This window comes from Candidatus Hydrogenedentota bacterium, assembly GCA_035416745.1.
GTDB lineage: Bacteria > Hydrogenedentota > Hydrogenedentia > Hydrogenedentales > SLHB01 > UBA2224.
In genome coordinates, this window is sequence record DAOLNV010000003.1 from 156446 (window position 1) to 172346 (window position 15901).

The 15901-nt window shown below is 60.7% G+C and carries 14 protein-coding genes; 13 read left to right on the plus strand and 1 reads right to left on the minus strand.

Annotated elements, in window-relative coordinates; translation table 11 throughout:
* Window positions 1–747: 747 nt before the first annotated feature.
* The 8 genes from PLJ71_02520 to PLJ71_02555 all read left to right on the plus strand — a co-directional run bounded on the left by PLJ71_02520 (window position 748) and on the right by PLJ71_02555 (window position 10487).
* Complete coding sequence (locus tag PLJ71_02520; GenBank protein ID HQM47529.1) at window positions 748–2985, plus strand: glycoside hydrolase N-terminal domain-containing protein; 2238 nt, start codon at window positions 748–750, stop codon at window positions 2983–2985.
* Window positions 2986–3335: 350 nt separating this feature from the next.
* Window positions 3336–4715 (plus strand): Na(+)-translocating NADH-quinone reductase subunit A, encoded by a 1380-nt coding sequence (locus PLJ71_02525; protein ID HQM47530.1) that lies wholly within the window; start codon window positions 3336–3338, stop codon window positions 4713–4715.
* Entirely contained in the window at window positions 4715–5956 is a 1242-nt protein-coding gene (locus PLJ71_02530; protein HQM47531.1) for an NADH:ubiquinone reductase (Na(+)-transporting) subunit B, read from the plus strand. Before PLJ71_02525 ends, PLJ71_02530 begins: the two co-directional genes overlap by 1 nt.
* On the plus strand, window positions 5946–6758 hold the full coding sequence (locus PLJ71_02535) for a Na(+)-translocating NADH-quinone reductase subunit C (GenBank protein HQM47532.1): 813 nt from the start codon (window positions 5946–5948) through the stop codon (window positions 6756–6758). The genes PLJ71_02530 and PLJ71_02535 overlap by 11 nt, the downstream gene beginning before the upstream one ends.
* A gap of 5 nt (window positions 6759–6763) precedes the next feature.
* Window positions 6764–7393 (plus strand): NADH:ubiquinone reductase (Na(+)-transporting) subunit D, encoded by a 630-nt coding sequence (locus tag PLJ71_02540; GenBank protein HQM47533.1) that lies wholly within the window; start codon window positions 6764–6766, stop codon window positions 7391–7393.
* Window positions 7394–7405: 12 nt separating this feature from the next.
* Window positions 7406–8020 carry an NADH:ubiquinone reductase (Na(+)-transporting) subunit E gene (gene nqrE, locus PLJ71_02545; GenBank protein ID HQM47534.1) on the plus strand — a complete coding sequence of 205 codons (615 nt, stop codon included), beginning with the start codon at window positions 7406–7408 and terminating at the stop codon, window positions 8018–8020.
* Between the two features lie 47 nt (window positions 8021–8067).
* Window positions 8068–9297, plus strand: coding sequence for an NADH:ubiquinone reductase (Na(+)-transporting) subunit F (nqrF, locus tag PLJ71_02550; protein ID HQM47535.1), 1230 nt, complete (start codon window positions 8068–8070; stop codon window positions 9295–9297).
* Window positions 9298–9317: 20 nt separating this feature from the next.
* Window positions 9318–10487, plus strand: a complete 1170-nt coding sequence (locus PLJ71_02555; protein ID HQM47536.1) for an FAD:protein FMN transferase — start codon at window positions 9318–9320, stop codon at window positions 10485–10487.
* Between the two features lie 867 nt (window positions 10488–11354).
* Here the strand turns inward: PLJ71_02555 and PLJ71_02560 are convergent.
* On the minus strand, window positions 11355–12017 hold the full coding sequence (locus PLJ71_02560) for a DUF4203 domain-containing protein (GenBank protein HQM47537.1): 663 nt from the start codon (window positions 12015–12017) through the stop codon (window positions 11355–11357).
* A 146-nt stretch (window positions 12018–12163) separates the two neighbouring features.
* Between PLJ71_02560 and PLJ71_02565 the strand changes: the two genes are divergently transcribed.
* From PLJ71_02565 to PLJ71_02585, 5 genes are read left to right on the plus strand one after another with little or no spacing between them, the layout of a single operon-like run.
* A complete protein-coding gene (locus PLJ71_02565; GenBank protein ID HQM47538.1) occupies window positions 12164–12670 on the plus strand; it encodes an N-acetyltransferase in 507 nt (168 codons plus the stop codon).
* Between the two features lie 23 nt (window positions 12671–12693).
* On the plus strand, window positions 12694–13503 hold the full coding sequence (gene proC / locus PLJ71_02570; protein HQM47539.1) for a pyrroline-5-carboxylate reductase: 810 nt from the start codon (window positions 12694–12696) through the stop codon (window positions 13501–13503).
* Window positions 13504–14373, plus strand: a complete 870-nt coding sequence (locus PLJ71_02575; GenBank protein HQM47540.1) for a DivIVA domain-containing protein — start codon at window positions 13504–13506, stop codon at window positions 14371–14373.
* A complete protein-coding gene (locus tag PLJ71_02580) occupies window positions 14370–15116 on the plus strand; it encodes an outer membrane lipoprotein carrier protein LolA (GenBank protein ID HQM47541.1) in 747 nt (248 codons plus the stop codon). Before PLJ71_02575 ends, PLJ71_02580 begins: the two co-directional genes overlap by 4 nt.
* On the plus strand, window positions 15113–15721 hold the full coding sequence (locus PLJ71_02585; GenBank protein HQM47542.1) for a Maf family protein: 609 nt from the start codon (window positions 15113–15115) through the stop codon (window positions 15719–15721). The genes PLJ71_02580 and PLJ71_02585 overlap by 4 nt, the downstream gene beginning before the upstream one ends.
* The last annotated feature ends 180 nt before the right edge of the window (window positions 15722–15901 follow it).

Here is a 15901-nt window from a genome sequence, read left to right on the forward strand (position 1 = left end):
GTCCTGGGCTACGGCCTTCAGCCCCTGCGGGGCTGGGGAGACGGTCCTGGGCTACGGCCTTCAGCCCCTGCGGGGCTGGGGAGACGGTCCTGGGCTACAGCCTGCCGCCCCTTGCGGGGCTGGAATGTGGGCGTTCTTGATCCCAGGGCTGCGCCACGCGTACCGCGTGGCTGGCCCTGGGCTACGGCCTTCCGCCCCTGCGGGGCTGGGGAAGGGCTTCCAAGCCTTGACCGGGGGTGCCATGCATGGGACCTATGACCCTCACACGGCGCGTAAATCCCTCCGCCGTGGTGTGGCCTCCGGACCACGCCACGTCTGTGACCCTTCGCTGTGGTGTGGTCTCCGGACCACGCCACGCCTGTGACCCTCCGCTGTGGTGTGGTCTCCCGACCAAGCCACGCCTGTGACCGCAAGGCCTCCGGTTCCTGGTCATTTCACGTTCCCTGACCAGGCAAGACATGTGCAGGACGCTCATGCTGCTTCGGAATCAGGCCTAACGGGAAACGCCTCAAATCCTGTTCACCGGTCAACGTTGTCAAAGGAGTCTTTCCTGGTACCGCTTGGCGGCCGACCTTTGCCGCAGAACTGCGCCCACGGAAAGACAACATCTCCTCAGCGGACTGGGTGCTCTCCATGGTTTTACCTCCGTATGCTTGGAGAAAGCGCAAGGCAATGGTATGCTTTGATTCTTGAACGGTGCTCCAGTCCGTACCTGTACGGAGTTTCTCTCATGGGGAGGGCAAATGCATGACAACGCTGGTCGCGCTCATGACCGTGTATGCCGCATCGGAAACGCTGGCGCATCCGCCGTTTCCGGAACATGGACTCGACTTCAACACGCCTGCCATGACGTGGGACGAGGCCCTGCCCCTTGGCAACGGCATCATGGGCGCGCTGCTGTGGGGCGATGGCGCGCCGTTGAACATCTCCCTTGACCGCACCGACCTGTGGGACCTGCGCCCCGTGCCGGAGTTTCAGTCGGAGGACTATTCCTATGCCGTCATGCGTGAATGGGAAAAGGCAGGCCGCTACGAGGAACTGGCCAAGATGTACGAACTGCCCTACCACCGGCCCGCGCCCACCAAGATCCCGGCGGGACGCCTGACCCTCGCTTTTGAGAATGCCGCGTTCAGGAATACGCGCCTCGACCTGGCCACCGCGACAGGGAGCGCTTCGTTCGGCGATGGCGCGCATGTCACGGCTTGGATTCACGCAACCGCTCCTCTAGGAGTGCTCGAGATCGAGGCCAGGTCTCTCATCAGACCGGAGCTGGTGGCGCCCCTGTTTGGAGGCAAGGAGCACGTCCAGTCAGAAATCGCTATCGAGGCCGGCGAACTGGCGCAGCTTGGATATGGCCCGCCGCAGGAAACCTCAGGAGACCAGTTCGCGGCGTACGAGCAGGAAGGCTGGGGCGGATTCCGTTTCTCCGTGTACGTGGGCTGGCGCTTCGATGAAGGCGCGGGCAAAACCACCGTCGTCTGGACGGTGGCCTCGAGTTTCGAGGGGGACGAGCCCATGGCCATCGCGAAGGCCCGGGTGGAGAAAGCCCTTGACGGCGGCTTGAACGCCCTGCGGACGGAGCATCTCGAGTGGTGGCGCGCTTTCTGGGACCGCACGTGGCTTCGCGTGCCCAATCCCCGCATTGAGCGCCAGTGGTACCTCGACACATACAAACTGGGCGCTGCGGCGCGGCCCGATGCGCCGCCCGTGAGCCTGCAAGGGCCCTGGACCGCCGACAACGGCAAACTGCCGCCGTGGAAAGGCGATTACCATCACGACCTGAACACCCAGATGACCTATTGGCCCTGTTACAGCGGTAATCGTCTCGAAGCCGGCCAGGGTTTTGTCGACTGGTTGTGGGAGCACCGCGATAATTGCCGCGCATGGACCCGCACTTTCTTTGATATGCCGGGACTGGCCGTCCCCATGACCACCGACCTCCACTGCAACCAGATCGGCGGGTGGCGCCAGTACACCCACTCGGCGATGATGGGCGCGTGGCTCGCGCAACATTTCTATTGGCAATGGAAATACAGCGGCGACCCGGACTTCCTGCGCGGGCACGCCTACCCGTACGCGCGCGAGTGCGCCGTATTCGTCGAGGCCGTCACCAGCGAACGCGACGCAAAGGGCCTGCGCACCTTGCCATTGAGTTCGTCGCCCGAGTTCTACGACAACAAGCCCGAGGCCTGGTTCCCGACGATTACGACGCATGACCTCTCGCTGTGCCGCTGGCTGTTCGGCGCGGCCGCGGAAATGGCGGACCTGTTGGGCGAAAAAGAAGACGCCGCGCACTGGCGCGGGGTGCTTTCCGAGTTCCCGCAGTTGTTTCGGGGCGAAAACGGCGCTCTCCTGGTCGCCGAAAACCATCCGCTGCCGTTTTCCCACCGGCATCACTCGCACCTCATGGCCATCTATCCGCTCGGGCTCGTGGACTGGGCGAACGGGGAGGAAGACCAGCGCACCATGCGCGCCTCAATCGAGGAACTCGAGAAATTCGGTCCGGGCGCATGGGTAGGGTTCAGCTACACGTGGCTGGCCAGTCTGGCCGCCCGTGCGCGTGACGGCGAACGCGCCGGGAAAGCCCTCGACATCTTCGCGGAGGCCTTCGTGTTGCGGAGCAGCTTCAATGCCAACGGCGACCAGACCGGGAAGGGATACAGCACCTTCACGTACCGCCCGTTTACGCTCGAGACCAATTGCTCGAACGCTTCCGGCCTCCAGGAAATGCTGCTCCAGAGCCACACGGGCGTGATCGATGTGTTTCCCGCCATCCCCGCTGATTGGGCCGACGTGGCCTTCCACAATCTGCGGGCACAGGGCGCATTCCTGGTATCGGCCGAGAAACGCGACGGGAAAATGGTTTCCTTGAGGGTCCAGGCCGAACGCGGGGGAGTTGCACGCCTCCGCCTTCCCGGCACAGACACCATAAAAACCTTCGAACTCGCTCCGGGCGCTTCGATAGACGTGTTAACCACGGGATAAGTCCAGCTATCACTTGACTTGCGTGATGCACTCAGCCGGATGGCTGGTGAATTTGTGACAGATCAGCACGAATTCTGAATAAAGGGCCGCTCTTCACGTGTTTACTGCTCAGTACAGTTAAAGCATAGGCACATAGAACGATATGAAAATGGAACCAGCAAGGGTACAAGCTCTTTCTGTTGAGATGTGGGATGCGAATGTGGCAACATGGCATGCTTTTTTCACCATTGAATCTATTTTCAATAGAATTGGCGATAGACCACCTGGACAATCCAGCTGCCGGGCATTCGTGACACAATCCACAAGAATCCAATGTCTAAGGTAGTACCCAAGGGGGATTGATTGAGCACATGGCTGTACACAAGATAAAGAAAGGCTTGAATCTTCCTATTGCCGGCGAGCCGCGGCAGGAAATCGAAGCCGCTCCGCAGCCCACGCACGTGGCCGTCGTGGCAGCTGACTATCCGGGCATGCGCCCGACCATGCATGTCCAGGAAGGTGAAACAGTTAAGCGCGGCCAGTTGTTGTTTGAGGACAAAAAGACGCCCGGTGTGCGCTATACGGCCCCGGGGGCGGGCAAAGTTGCCGCGATCAGTCGCGGCGACCGCCGCGCCCTCCAGACCGTCGTCATCGAACTGAGCGAAAACGAGCGACGCGGCTCGATGACAGACGAAGATTATGCCGTCTTTGAATCGTTCCGGGACAAGGCGCCAGCCACCCTCAAGCGCCAGGAACTCATCGACCTTCTCGTCGAATCGGGCCTTTGGACAACGTTGCGGACCCGCCCCTTCGGCAAAGTCCCCGCAATTGACGCGACGCCTCATTCGATTTTCGTCACGGCCATTGATACCAATCCCCTGGCGCCTTCGGTCGAGAAAACGCTCGAAGGCAAAGAACAGGACTTTGGAAACGGTCTTCTCGTTCTTGCACGCCTGACGGAGGGCACCACCTACTTGTGCAAACAAGCCGGGGCGAAGATACCGGCCTCGGCGAATCTCGGTATCGCAATCGAGGAATTCGAAGGCCCCCATCCCGCAGGGCTGCCGGGCCTCCATATTCACTTGCTGGACCCGGTGCACCGGGAGAAGACGGCGTGGTATATCGATTACCAGAGCGTGATCTCGATCGGACGGCTTTTTTTGACGGGCAAGCTCGATGTCGAACGCGTGATCTCGCTCGCCGGTCCTATGGTGAAAGACCCGCGCCTGCTGAAGACCCGCGCCGGGGCTTCGACCGACGCTCTGGTCGCGGGCCAACTCCGCGATGGCGAGGTGCGGGTTATCTCGGGGTCCGTTTTGTCGGGCCGGCAGGCGCAGGGCGGCGTGCACGGCTACCTGGGATTGCGCCACCACCAAATCAGCGTGTTGGAAGAAGGGCGGCACCGCGAATTCCTGGGATGGATGATGCCGGGGTCGAACACGTTCTCGGTGCTCAACCTGTTTGTTTCGAGGCTGATCCCGAGCAGGCGATTCGCGTTTACCACGAATACGCATGGTGCGGAGCGCGCCATGGTGCCCATGGGCAGCTATGAACGCGTGATGCCCATGGATATTCAGCCCACGTACCTGCTGCGCGCATTGATTGTTCACGACATCGAAGAGGCGGAGAAGCTCGGCTGCCTCGAACTCGATGAAGAAGATCTCGCGTTGTGCACCTTCGTGTGCCCGTCCAAATACGAATATGGCCCCATTCTTCGCGAGAATCTGGACCTTATTGAGAAGGAAGGGTAATGAACGCCATACGGAAACTCCTCGACAAACAGGCCAAGCATTTCGAGCAGGGCGGCAGGCTCGAAGCGCTTTACCCTTTGTGGGAAGCCGGCGACACCTTCCTGTTCTCCTTAGGCAAGGTGACGCGGAACGCCTCGCACGTGCGAGATGGCGCCGATCTCAAGCGCATCATGATCACGGTGGTCGTCGCGCTGCTTCCGTGCATGTTCATGGCGATGTACAACACCGGGTATCAGGCTCAGCTTGCCGTGCAGCACGGGGCAGCCATGTGGGACGGCTGGCAGACCGCGGCGTTCAATGCGCTCGGTTTTGACCTTGTCAAGGGCGGATTCTTCGCATGCGTGGTATACGGGGCGCTGTTCTTCATCCCTGTCTATATCGTGACGCTAGCGGCGGGCGGGACCGCGGAGGTCATCTTCTGTATCGTACGCAAACACGAGGTAAACGAGGGGTTTCTGGTTACCAGCGCGCTGTTTCCGTTGATTCTTCCCGCCACGGTCCCGTTATGGCAGGTCGCGCTCGGCATTCTTTTTGGCGTCATCATCGGCAAGGAAGTGTTCGGCGGGGTGGGCATGAACATATTCAACCCAGCCTTGACGGCTCGTGCGTTTCTCTACTTCGCCTATCCAGCCGAGATATCAGGCGATAACGTCTGGATTGCCGCGCAAACCAGTGCCGACGGCTACAGCGGCGCCACGTGGCTCGCCGTCATGAAGGAATCGGGCATGGAAGGCCTGCGCAACGGCCTGGGCGAATTGCGCGGCGGCATCACCTGGTGGGAGTCGTTTATCGGCCTCGAACCGGGCTCGATGGGTGAGACCTCGGCGCTGTTCTGTCTCATTGGCGCGGCGATACTCATCGCCACCCGGGTGGCTTCGTGGCGCATCATGCTGGGCGGTCTGCTGGGGGCCACCATTTCGGCAATGCTCTTCAACACTCTTGGAAAGGACCCCTCGTCCGTGTACGCCGTGCCGTTCTATTGGCATTGGGTGTTGGGCGGATTCGCCTTCGCCATCGTGTTTATGGCCACGGACCCGGTCTCGGCCCCGTTTACCGATAAAGGCAAGTACATCTACGGATTCCTCATCGGGTTGCTCGGCATCCTGATACGCGAAGTGAACCCGGCCTATGCGGGCAGTTGGATGCTGTCCATCTTGTTCATGAACATGTTCTCGTCGACCATCGATCACTACGTGGTGCGAGCGAACATCAAGAGGAGGTTGGCGCGCAATGCAGCGTAGCGGGTCACTGTATACCCTCGGGTTCGCCGGCGCCATGTGCGTGATTTGCGCGGTGCTGGTGTCCTCATCCGCCTATTTCCTGCGAGGCCCCCAGGAGCGCAACAAGGTCCTCGACCGCCAGCGTCAGGTCCTGAGCGTCGCGGGGCTCATGAAGAATGGTGAAAACCTGTCGGCGGAACAGGTGCAGCAGCGGTTCGAGGAATCGATCGAAAAGCGGTTTGTGAATATCGAGACGGGCCAGGCCTTGACTTCGGAGGAGTTCCAGAGCCAGACGGGCCTCGACCCGCGCAGCTACGATTCGCGGGAAGCCAGCACCAATCCGGCGCTCAGCAAGGCCGCACCGGCAAACAACATGGCCCGCGTCATCCGGATTCCGAATTACGCGATCGTCTATTACGTTGTCGAGGGCGGGCAGCCCGCCGAAATCGTGTTGCCCATCGTCGGCAAGGGGCTGTGGTCCACCATGTACGGATTCCTGGCTCTCGACAAAGACACGCGCACCATTCGCGGGATAACGTTCTACGAGCACGGCGAAACCCCCGGCTTGGGCGGCGAGGTCGACAACCCGAAGTGGAAAGCCCAATGGGTCAACCGTAAAGCGTACGACGAGAATTGGACTCCCCAAATCACGGTGATCAAGGGGCAGGCCGGGTCTCCGGACGAGAATCCGTACAAGGTTGATGGTTTGTCTGGGGCGACGCTTACGAGCCGCGGCGTCGGCAATCTGGTTCGGTTTTGGCTGGGTGAAGACGGTTTCAAGCCGTTCCTGGAGCAATTCCGAAAACAAGGGAGCGCAGCCTGATGGGTATGGGACTTGACAAGGCGGACCGGAAAATACTGCTCGATCCGATTTTCAACAACAATCCGATCGCCCTGCAGGTGCTGGGCATCTGCTCTGCGCTGGCGGTGACCACCAAACTTGACACGGCCCTCACCATGTGCGCCGCCTTAACATTCGTGACGGCCTTCTCCAACCTGTCGGTCAGCCTTGTGCGCAACAGCACTCCTCACACGATCCGCATGATCGTCCAGATGACGATCATCGCCTCGCTGGTTATTGTGGTGGACCAGTTTCTCCGGGCGTATCTGTTCGACGTCAGCAAACGGCTGTCGGTGTTCGTAGGCCTCATCATCACCAACTGCATCGTCATGGGCCGCGCCGAGGGCTATGCGATGCAGCACGGTCCGAAGGCCAGCTTCCTCGACGGGATCGGCAACGGGCTGGGTTACAGCATGATCCTTCTGCTGCTCGGGTTCTTCCGGGAGCTGCTGGGAAGCGGCAGCCTTTTCGGCCACCAGGTGTTTGCGCTCAAGCGCGACGGCGGGTGGTACGAGCCTAACGGGTTGATGCTGCTTACTCCGAGCGCCTTCTTCATGATCGGCCTTTTCATCTGGGCGCTGCGCACCTGGAAGCCCGAACAGCGCGAGGAGGAATGACCCATGGTCGGTTTGGAACATTACCTGAGCCTCTTCACCAAGTCGGTGTTCATTGAGAACATGGCCCTGGCATTCTTCCTGGGCATGTGCAGCTTCCTCGCGTGCTCGAAGAAGGTGGAAACCGCCACAGGCCTGGGGATTGCGGTCGTGATTGTGCAGGCTATCACCGTGCCCATGAACCAGCTGGTCTACAGCTTCCTGCTGCGGAAAGGCGCTCTGACGTGGGTTTCCGCCAGCATGGCTGAAGTCGACCTGTCGTTCCTGGGGTTCCTGACCTATATCGGCACGATTGCCGCCGCGGTGCAGCTGCTCGAGATGACCCTCGACCGGTATGTGCCGTCCCTGTATGTCGCGCTAGGGGTATTTCTGCCGCTGATTACCGTGAACTGCGTCATCATGGCCGGCTCGTTATTCATGGTCGAGCGGGACTACACCTTTGCCGAGAGCGCGGTGTTCGGGGTGGGCTCGGGCGCCGGTTGGGCACTGGCGATCGTGGCGTTGGCGTCGATACGCGAGCGCATGAAATACAGTAATGTGCCGCCGGGACTGCGGGGTCTGGGCATTGCGTTCATTCTCACCGGGTTGATGGCCATGGGGTTCATGACCTTCTCCGGCATCCAACTGTAAGAAAGAGCCGCCCGGGCGGCCTGAGAAAACGCTAGGAATTTGGGGTTATGCAGATCATCCTCCTTGGCTTGTTGATGTTCAACGTCGTCATTCTGAGTCTGGTGGTCATTCTGATGGTCGCCAAGGCGAAGCTCGTGAGCAGCGGCCAGGTGAGCATCGAAGTTAACGGCGACCCCGAGAAAACGCTGAAGGTCCCGGCGGGCTCGTCATTGTTGAGCACCCTGGCTAACCAGCAGATCTATCTCCCGTCGGCGTGCGGCGGCAAAGGCACGTGCGGGGTATGCAAAGTGAAAATTCACCAGGGCGGCGGCGCCATGCTGCCAACCGAGCAAGGCCACATCTCGCGCGGCGAAGCCCGCGAAGGCATGCGCCTCTCGTGCCAGGTGAAGGTCAAGAACGACCTCAAGATCGAAGTGCCGCCTGAAGTATTCGATATTCGCAAGTGGCACTGCACGGTCCGGTCCAACCGTAACGTTGCCACCTTCATCAAAGAGCTCGTGCTCGAGCTGCCCGAGGGCGAGGAAGTCCCCTTCCGGGCCGGAGGCTACATCCAGATGGAATGTCCGCCTCACACGGCCTACTTCAAGAACTTCGATGTTGAACAACAGTTCCGGGACGACTGGGACAAGTACGGCCTCTGGGACCTTGTCTCCCGCTGCGATGAAGTGGTTACGCGCGCGTATTCCATGGCCAATTACCCCGACGAAAAGGGGATCATCATGCTGAACATCCGCATTGCCACTCCTCCTCCGCGCGCGCCCGAGGGCACGCCGCCCGGCATCATGTCCTCGTACATCTTTAACCTGAAGCCGGGCGATGCGGTCACGATCTCGGGGCCCTATGGAGAGTTCTATGCCCGGGACACCCGCGCCGAGATGGTGTTCATCGGCGGCGGCGCGGGCATGGCCCCCATGCGCTCGCACATTTTCGACCAGTTCAAGCGCATCCGTACCACGCGCAAGGTGAGTTTCTGGTACGGCGCTCGCAGCCTGCGCGAGGCGTTCTATGTTGAAGATTTCGACGCGATACAGGCCCAAAACGACAATTTCACTTGGACGCTGGCTCTTTCAGAGCCTCTGTCCGAAGACAAATGGGAGGGGCCGGTCGGGTTCATTCACCAGGTACTTCTGGACAGCTACCTCAGCAAGCACCCCGCGCCCGAAGACAATGAATACTACATCTGCGGGCCGCCCGTGATGAATACCGCCGCTATCAACATGTTGCAGGACCTTGGGGTCGAACAAGAGAACATCATGTTCGACGATTTCGGGCTGTGATGGTAGAAAGAGGTCTATCGATGCCTACCGTTCCGCGGCACGCCGGCTGGATGCGTGGCCCTCTCCCAAGCAGGGAAGCAAGGTTCGGGTTTCCGCACGGTTGTTCCCGCTGGCGGGTCGCCACGGCCCTGGTCATCCTGCTGCTGGCGTGCGCGGGGTGCCGTGACAGGGTGCCGATCCACGAACGCGTCCCCGAGTTCTCCGGTACGACCATGGGAACGGTCTACAAGGCGAAGGTGATGTTGCCCGACCCCGCCGGAACGGACCTGACCGCCTTGCAACACTTGATCGAGGCCGAACTCGAGGGCGTGAATGCCGCGATGTCCACGTACTTGCCGGATTCCGAACTCTCGCGGTTCAACACGCATGCCTCGACCACCCCTTTCCCCGTTTCGGCCGCCACTCTCGACGTGTTTCGGCTTGCCCTCGAGATTAGCGAGCGCACGAACGGGGCGTTCGACATCACCGTCGGGCCTCTTGTGAACGCGTGGGGCTTCGGACCCGGCGACGTTCCCGAGAACCCGCTGAGCGACAATGAGATACAGGCGTTGAAAGAACACGTTGGCTACCAGAAAGTCACCATTGATCCTGTGGCCTCGACCGTGCGGAAGGACGACCCAGCGCTTTACTGTGATCTTTCGGCCATCGCCAAAGGATACGGCGTAGACCGCGTGTGTGCCGCCCTCGAAAACGCCGGTTTCCACGACTACATGGTGGAAGTCGGCGGCGAAGTGCGGACTGGCGGGCTTAACGGCGAAGGGGCCCCGTGGCGGATTGGCGTCGTGCGTCCTGACGCTCTCCTGGGCGATGTGGAGACCGTCGTGCCCATGAGCGGTTGGTCCATGGCCACATCCGGCGACTATCGCAACTTCTACGAACGGAACGGCGTCCGCTATTCCCACGAGATCGATCCCCATACCGGCAGGCCCATTTCGCATAATCTGGCGTCGGCGAGTGTTATTCATAAAGAATGTGCGGTCGCTGACGGGTACGCGACGGCCCTCATGGTTATGGGGCCGGAAGAAGCCTTGCATTGGGCCAATGAGAATGACATGGCCGCGTTCTTCATAGTCCGCACGGCGGACGGCCATTTTCGCGACATAGCGACGAAGGCCTTCGAGCAGTTCATGGCCCAAGCTGGAGAATCGCGCTCCAGCTCTGGCCAGCCCTCTCCGGAAAGGAGGGAATAACGATGTTGATGACGATCCTCCTGGCAATTGGCGTATTTGCCTTCATGATGGCGGCCCTGGCGTTGGGATACATTATCTCCGGCCGGTGTATTTCGACGAGCTCTTGCCATGCTCCCCGGGTAACGCGCGCCGACGGCGAGGTAACCTGCCAGGTCTGTGGCCGGACTCAGTCCCCTCCCGCGCAAATCTCCGGGGATACCAATGCCCGCCCCGGGTCCGTTTCTTGACCCTGCCGGCGTCGAGCGCCTCGCTTGGCCTCAGCGCTCCGAAGCAATCCCCTCTTGAAAGCAGCATCTCGCGCACGCGTGTTTTTTCACAGGAGAGCGGAATATCTTGGCGCGGGTCCGCGTTTTATATGCGGGGTAGTAAGCAGTGTATCAGTGGCGCGGCGGCGTTTTTGAAAAAGAGATGCAGAGCGCCGTGGGTAGGGTGTTAGAAGCGCCTATGACAAGAATGCCTGCCGCGTCATCTTTTGCAGGGCTGGGTTTTGCGGGCATCTAACGAAGTATTCGACGTTGGAAGGGTACGGAGAATCATGAACTCGCGAGGCCAAGATGAAAGAAGCGCTCAGGCGTTTATCTCCGACGATGAGGTCATCCGGGACCTCTTGCGGCGGTCAGCGGGGGCTGCCGAGACGATATCCCCCAACGAAGCGCTTACTCTTGAACAAACAGTCGAGGTTTTGCATCGGATACGTTCCCGGCAGCGCCCGGGAAGTTTCGTGTCTCAGTACCTCGACACCCGGCACAGCCTGTAATTGTGAAAGAACGGGGCATGACCGGGCATAACGGTCCGGGACCCAGCCTCTGAATTCATTATATGCGGCATCGGGTCAAAGACCATGCACCCTGCCAAAACCCTCTCACCTTATGGTCTCCTTTCCCCATCGCGCTTGGGCGCTTGCTGTTCGAGGGGACGGGTGGCGAACTGGGCTGCGGCGCCGGCGCCGGCCAGTACGGCCCAGCAGGCGACCCCGACCCAGCCTTCCCGGACAGCGAGCACGGTTTCGCTGGGCTGTCCGAGGGAACCGGGCCCGGCCAGGAAGAATATGATGCCCGAGACCACCATCCAGGCGCCGATGGCGGCGGTCGCGAGGATAACAATGGTACGCCGGAGGAGCAGGGCCAGGACTCCCCCTATGCCGCCCGCTGCAAGGACCACCCAGGGCATGTAGGATTCTTGCCTGCCCGCTGTAAGGTGCATAGCCACCACAAGAACCCCCAGCACGCCGAGCAGAAAGATCCCGCTCCGCACCAGAAAAGCAAGGGCTATGGCCCCACAAATCCCACCCAGGACGCCGGAGATGACGATGGCGATGACGTGTCCCTTGCCGAGCCAAGCGGCAAGCGCGGCGGCTACTGCGCCCGCCAACAGAAAACCGGTCAATATGATGACGAAGCGCAATGTCCGGTAACCCAGGAAACAATACAGAGTTCCGATGGCGATGGCGATTGCGACAGCCCCGTTGCTTGCGGTAAGGGGCAGGTCCTCGAAAGCGGGAAGACGCCATGTTGTATCCATGTCAACCATTCTGCACCGATCCTGATGAGCCTGTCCAAGAAAGTCAATGCGGCCTTCAGATAAGCCGGGGGGGCGGCGCGCGCGAGAAATGTGGCCTAAGTATGCTAGACTATATGAGATAGGTCCGGGGGCGGGTCCACGAGGAGCTAGACTGCATGCACGCTTCCGATGCAAAGTGCTTGAAAGGGGTAGATGCCGTGGCCGGTGTCATTCGCAAAGCGCGTTTAGGCGACATGGCAGGAGTGAAGGTGTTGATCGACGCGGCCGTCGTTGACGATGCCGTGTTGCCGCGCACGCTCATCGAATTGTGCGAGAATGTTCGGGATTTTCACGTATACGAAGAAGATGGTCAATTGCTTGGTTGTTGCGCTCTCCACGTGGATATGCAAAACTTGGCGGAGGTGCGGTCGCTCGTTGTGCACGAGAGCCGCCGCGGTTCGGGTATTGGCTCGGCCATGTTGCGGGCATGCCTCGGGGAGGCCGGCGCTTTGGGCGTCGAACGGGTCTATGCCCTTACGCGCAGTCCCAAGTTCTTCGAGCGTGAGGGCTTCGGCTACATTGACAAGCACGAGCTTCCCAGTAAAGTGTTCCGGGATTGCGTGCGTTGTCCCCGGTTTCCCGATTGTGATGAACTGGCGGTGATTCGGACCGTCGCCGGCTAATAGACGCTAGAAAGGCACACGTTATGGCAGTAGAGATGCGGCTGGGATTTCTTGGGTTCGGCAACATGGGGCGCGCCATTGCGGGCGGCCTGATCGAGCGGCAGACCATGCGCCCCGGGCAGTTGGCCACATTCGATGTGGACGAAGCAAAGCGGGCTGCTGCCCAGGCAATGGGTATGAAGGCGGTTTCGTCGGCGGAAAGCCTGGCGGAAGCGTGCGACGCCCTTATGGTAGCGGTGAAACCGCAGAATGCGGCGGAAGCGCTTGAACCTCTGGCGGGGAAGCTGGCTCCCAGCGCGCTCGTCATCTCGATTTGCGCCGGTCTGTCGACGGCGTTCTTTCAGGAACGGCTTGGCAGTGGGCGCCGCGTTATCCGGGTGATGCCGAACACGCCGGCTCTGGTTGGCGCCGGCGCGGCGGCGGTCGCCCCGGGCAAAAACTGTGTTCAAGAGGATATCGATTTCGCGAAGGCCATCTTCGAATCGGTAGGGCTGGTGCAGATCGTGCCTGAAAGCGCCATGGACGCCGTGACGGCATTGAGCGGCAGCGGGCCGGCCTACTTCTTCTACATGGTCGAGTGCCTGGTTCGGGCTGCTCAGGAAGAAGGGCTTACGGAAGAGCAAGCCACGGAATTGGCCAAGCAGACGGCATTGGGCGCGGGGCGGCTCCTGCTGGAATCGGGCGAAAGCGCCGGCGTTCTGCGCCAACGGGTCACTTCGAAGGGGGGCACGACGGAAGCAGCGTTGCGGGCTTTCAAGGAACATGGGTTTGAGGAAGCCATTCGGGCGGGTGTGGCCGCTGCGGCCGCCCGCTCCCGGGAGTTGGGCCGTTAGATGAACGAGAAAACAGAAGAACCGGGAACCGTCAAGAAGGATCGCATGATCACCAAGGCTCTTGGCGAAGAAATCGCGATCACTCCCAGCGACATCTACAACCAGGATTTCAAGCGCGCCATGCTTGGCGGCTATGAAACCCGGCAAGTGGATGCGTTTCTTGAGCGCGTGGCCGACATCATCGATCGGCTGCTCGGCCAGATCCGCCATCTGCGGGAAAAGGTCGATGAGCAGCGCGCCGCCATAGACGAGTACCGTGAAATCGAGAAGACGCTGCGGAGCGCTCTTGTCAGTTCGCAGAAGTTCAGCGAGGACATTCTTGCATCCGCGAAGCGCGAGGCCGAATCGCTTATCGAGGAGGGCCGGCTCAAGAAGGCTCAGGCCCAACTCGCGGCGGCGAAGCTGCCCCGCAAACTGGCCCGCGACATCCATGTGCTCGAACAACAGCGCAGCCGTATGCGCCGGGAGATGCTGGCCATTCTCGAAACCCACAAAAACCTGCTCGATAGCCTCATTCCCGGCGAAGACAACGCGCCGGCGGGCTTCTTCGACGCGGGCGTGACCAGCGATACCGGCGAGGATGATGAAGATTCCAACCTCCCCGTCGTCAATATTACCGACCTGTCGGAGGAGCCGGGTGCGGAGACGGGCGGCGCGGCCTCCTTTTCCACGGAAACGGCCGAGTCCGGCGTCCGCCAAGAGGGCTCTGCGTCCCCGCACGCTTCCGGCGTGAGCGAGATGGGGGGGCGGAGCAATGCCGCCGCGAGTTCGGCGGGAATTCCCGCGGAACCCGAAGGCGCTCCGTTGGATTCATCTAAGGGTTCGGGGGGTGCGGAAGCGGCAGAACGTAAGAAGGATTCCTCAAAGTGATCGTGCTGTTACTGGCTGCGGCTGCGGCGGTCGAAACCGAAAGCGTCGATGCCTTCCTCGAGGAACTCGCGGCCAAACGTGACGCGATTCATGTGGTTCGGGCGCAGCTCGAGCGCGAGAACATAACCCCGGACGGTGTTTTCGAGGCGAAGGGCACCATGCTCTATGCCCGGCCGAGGCGGATCGTGTTTCGCTATGAAGACCCTGCCGTAACCGATTTGCTGATTGACGGGCGGCGCATCTACCGCTACGACGAGGACATGGAACAGCTGCAAATCGACGATTTGGACGACGATCCCGCCACGGAAGCTCTCTACCTCGGATTCGAGAATGACTTCGCGCGGCTCCGCGAAGCCTTCGAGGTGTCGTTCTTTATTCCCGAAATAAAGGAAGGCGCCGTCAAGGGGCTTCTCCTCAGACCAAAAAAGAAGACCGGCGAGGACGGGACTGCTACTGCAGCGGTCTTTGATGAAGTGTTTTTGTACTTGCGCGAGGACGATTTTCTTCCCACCAGAGTCATCGTTGTGAATGACGCCGATTCACGCGTGGACATCCGTATGTCGAATTACGAAGTGAACTGCAAGATCGAGCCTGTCGAGTCCCAATTCCAAGTCCCTGAAGGCACGGTAGTTATCGAAAACCAGGAGTCGTACGAAGAGGTTCCTTCAGGCGGTTTGCTTCTTCCGCGCGATCCCGTGGTTCCCGAGACATCCCCGGGCCCCGAGGAGAATCCTCGCCCGTGAAACGTATTGTCCTTGCGTCCGTCTCGCCTCGGCGGCGGGCCCTTCTGGCGGCATTGGGACTCGATTTCGATGTTGTGGCCAGTGGTGCGCCCGAAATTGAGGAAGGGCTGCCCCCTGAGCAACTGGTTGTCATGAACGCGTGCGCCAAATGCGACGAGGTTGCCCGGCGTCTTACCCAGCCCGCTCTGGTAATTGCGGCCGATACCCTTGTTTTTCTGGACAGCCATGTCCTTACCAAACCCGCCAGCCTCGATGAGGCTCGGGAAATGCTGAAGCGTCTTTCCGGCCGCACCCATGCCGTCTTGACCGGCCTCGCTTTGGCTGACACCGCGACCGGGTCCAGGGTCGAGGGATTCGAGCGGACGGAGGTGACGTTTCGTCAGCTGGCTGAAGACGAAATCGCTCATTTCGTGCATGCAGTGCGCCCGGTTGACCGCGCCGGGGCCTATACCGTGGATGGTCCCGGCAGCTTGCTCGTAGCCAGGTACTCGGGGTGCTATCAAAACGTGCTGGGCCTGCCAATCGTCCGGCTGGACATGCTCATGCGGGAGTTGGGCTGCAGTCTATTCGAGCTGATGGATCATACCCGGGCGGATTTTCTGTAGTTTGCGCCGTAGACTCGGAGAGGCTCGTGCGACCGCAACGGCCCCGCGTTTTCCATTGTCGATGCGGCCGCAGTTTTTTGTGTGCGGCGTCCGGCCTTGTGCCGGACGTTGCCGGGGCGAAAAACGCTTGGCGCAAGGCCGGGCGCTACATCGCGGGTTTGCCAGGTTGAGCGGTGTTGT

Excerpts from the sequence above, each read along its gene's own strand:
- PLJ71_02520 (HQM47529.1), top strand. The coding sequence starts at position 748 with ATGACAACGCTGGTCGCGCTCATGACCGTGTATGCCGCATCGGAAACG.
- PLJ71_02525 (HQM47530.1), top strand. The coding sequence starts at position 3,336 with ATGGCTGTACACAAGATAAAGAAAGGCTTGAATCTTCCTATTGCCGGC.
- PLJ71_02530 (HQM47531.1), top strand. The coding sequence starts at position 4,715 with ATGAACGCCATACGGAAACTCCTCGACAAACAGGCCAAGCATTTCGAG.
- PLJ71_02535 (HQM47532.1), top strand. The coding sequence starts at position 5,946 with ATGCAGCGTAGCGGGTCACTGTATACCCTCGGGTTCGCCGGCGCCATG.
- PLJ71_02540 (HQM47533.1), top strand. The coding sequence starts at position 6,764 with ATGGGACTTGACAAGGCGGACCGGAAAATACTGCTCGATCCGATTTTC.
- nqrF (HQM47535.1), top strand. The coding sequence starts at position 8,068 with ATGCAGATCATCCTCCTTGGCTTGTTGATGTTCAACGTCGTCATTCTG.
- PLJ71_02555 (HQM47536.1), top strand. The coding sequence starts at position 9,318 with ATGCCTACCGTTCCGCGGCACGCCGGCTGGATGCGTGGCCCTCTCCCA.
- PLJ71_02560 (HQM47537.1), bottom strand. The coding sequence starts at position 12,017 with ATGGTTGACATGGATACAACATGGCGTCTTCCCGCTTTCGAGGACCTG.
- PLJ71_02565 (HQM47538.1), top strand. The coding sequence starts at position 12,164 with ATGCACGCTTCCGATGCAAAGTGCTTGAAAGGGGTAGATGCCGTGGCC.
- proC (HQM47539.1), top strand. The coding sequence starts at position 12,694 with ATGGCAGTAGAGATGCGGCTGGGATTTCTTGGGTTCGGCAACATGGGG.
- PLJ71_02575 (HQM47540.1), top strand. The coding sequence starts at position 13,504 with ATGAACGAGAAAACAGAAGAACCGGGAACCGTCAAGAAGGATCGCATG.